This is a genomic window from Stackebrandtia sp. (genome assembly GCF_035643755.1).
In the GTDB taxonomy this organism is placed as follows: Bacteria; Actinomycetota; Actinomycetes; order Mycobacteriales; family Micromonosporaceae; genus Stackebrandtia.
In genome coordinates this window covers 1-2,259 of record NZ_DASQPW010000232.1, presented here as the reverse complement: position 1 = coordinate 2,259, position 2,259 = coordinate 1, and the positions used below count along the sequence as shown (strand labels likewise).

At 69.1% G+C, this 2,259-nt stretch carries 1 protein-coding gene and 1 pseudogene; one reads left to right on the top strand and one right to left on the bottom strand.

Features of this window, described 5'->3' with window-relative positions; all coding sequences use genetic code 11:
• Positions 1–29: 29 nt before the first annotated feature.
• A complete protein-coding gene (eccD, locus tag VE172_RS18205; protein ID WP_324803382.1) occupies positions 30–1,427 on the bottom strand; it encodes a type VII secretion integral membrane protein EccD in 1,398 nt (465 codons plus the stop codon).
• A gap of 215 nt (positions 1,428–1,642) precedes the next feature.
• On the opposite strand from eccD, the pseudogene VE172_RS18200 reads away from it, so the two are divergent.
• A pseudogene (locus VE172_RS18200) lies at positions 1,643–2,259 on the top strand (type VII secretion protein EccC); the annotation flags it as partial.

Below are 2,259 nucleotides of genomic sequence, written 5' to 3'. Positions count from 1 at the left end.
GGCTCGCCCCGCCGTTCTGTTCGCGTCGGTCAGCTTCCCGAACGCACCCACCAGTAGGCGTTCCACACCCACAGCAGCATCGGGATCACGCCGATGGTCAGGATGATCTGGACGATGTCGCCGGTGCGTCCCCACACCGGGGAGATCTTGCGCCCCGCGACCGCCAGGGCGTGGGTGAGCGCGAGCGCCGCCATCACGGTGAGGCAGCCCGCCACGATCGGCAGCCGTTGGCTCTCGGACAGCCCGAGGATGCCGGACAGGCCCAGCGCCCCCAGGGCGCCGAACGCGCCGACCACCAGGGGCAGCCGCTGGCGGATGGTGCCGAAGCTGCGGGCCTTCAACAGCATCAGCGCCGCCAGCATGCCGCACAGGATGGCAGCGGGGACGGTTCCGGTGAGCCCCAACCAGACCCCGCCGCCGGTGAGCAGCGCGGCGCAGGCGCCCAGCAGCCCCGACAGGTATTCGTCGGCGCGGGCGGCGCGCTTCAGCGCCAGTTCGCCGTCCAGTGCGGCCAGGTCGGAGCGCAGCTCCTGCGGATTGCGGGGGATGTCGGGCTGCGGCAGCTGCGCCAGCCGGTACGACGTCATCGGCACCATCGGCAGCAGGCACAGGGCGGTACAGCCGATGGTGGCCGCCGACGCCGACGGCGGCACGTCGAGCCAGGCCGTCAGGGAAGCGCCGATCACCAGACCGAAGCCGGCCACCGCGACCGAGTGGAACAGTGGCGCCGCCCGGTCCACCGCCAGCCCGGACAGGATCGCGTAGGCGACCGCGCAACAGCCCGCGGTCACCAGCTGGGGGCCGCCGAGCTCGATGAGCGAGACGCCGTCGGCCAGGATGAGCGCGCCGCCGATCGTGCCGCAGCCCACACTCAACAGTCCGAACAGGACCGCTGGCTTGGGTTGGCCGAGCGCCTTGGACAGCACCCAACACGCGGCCAGGGCGACCGCGCCCAACGACAGCATGAAGATCCCGGCGGCGAGATCGGCGATGGTGATGGCGGTGGCCGCCGCGCCGCCCAGCGCGACGCTGCCGACCACGAAGCCGACGGTGCGCCCGGCCCCGCGGCTCCAGCGCCCGGCGCGCCCCAGCGCGGCCGTGGCCACGGCATCGATGACGTCGTCGAAGACGGTGGCCGGCGCGGTGTCCTGGGCCAGCCGGAAGTAGAGCTCCTCGCCGTCCTTGACCTTCAACTGCGCCGGCGACAGGTCGGCGTCCAGCGGGGGATCGCCGAGACGTGCCAGCGTCCAACCGCCGGCCTTGACGCCGTCGTTGACGAAGAATTCACCTCCGGGGGAGGCGCCGGCCTGTACCAGCAGATCGGCCTGCAACTCGGCCAGCGGAACGTTCGCGGGAAGTGCCACGTCCATTCTGGTGTGTGGCGCGACAACGGTGACCCGGACCAATCCGGTGATGGCGGTGGCCATGACCGTGCTCCTCAGAAATGTGGAAGGGGAAAAACGTGCAGCGGTCTTGACATTACCGGCTTTCTCGGAAGAATAAATCCCTGGCTCCACACGGTATTGGCGTGACTTGTCGTTAATTTTCGGATATTTGGCAATTGAAAAATGGCAAATTGCTCGGCAGGATGGAGAATCCATGAGGCGACGTGGCAGACGCGTTCCAGAACGGAGAACCTGACGTGAGCACGGTGGTTTACCGCAGGCGGCCCCGCCAGAAGGGTCCCCAACTGCCCAGCGGAGAACTGCCTCTGGAGCCGCCGCCCGATCTGCCGCTGCCGGGACACCGCAGCGCCCTGCAGTTGCTGATGATCATCCCGATGCTGTGCATGGCCCTGGCCATGGGATTGATGTACGCGGGGCAGGGATTCAGCGGCCGATACGCCATTGTGGGCGGCCTGATGGGCGTCGGCATGATCGGCATGATCGGCATGAGCTTCATGAACACCGGCGACGAGAAGAGCGACATGCTCAACGCCCGCCGCGACTACATGCGCTATCTCGCGCAGTCCCGGCGCCGGGTGCGCCGCGCCGCCCAACAGCAGCGCTCGGCGATGCGTTGGCGGCACCCCGATCCCACGACGCTGTGGACGCACGCGGCCTCGGCGCGGCTGTGGGAACGCACCCCCACCGACGCCGACTTCTGCGAGACCCGGCTGTCGGTCGGAAACCAGCAGCTGGCGGTCGCCATCAACACCCCGGAGACCAAGCCGGTGGAGGACCTGGAACCGATGAGCGCCATCGCGTTGCGCCGGTTCGTCAAGGCGCAGTCGACGGTGCCGGGCATCCCGATCGCCAT

Bases quoted from the DNA above. Each gene is read 5' to 3' on its own strand.
- eccD (WP_324803382.1), bottom strand. From the start codon at position 1,427: ATGGCCACCGCCATCACCGGATTGGTCCGGGTCACCGTTGTCGCGCCA.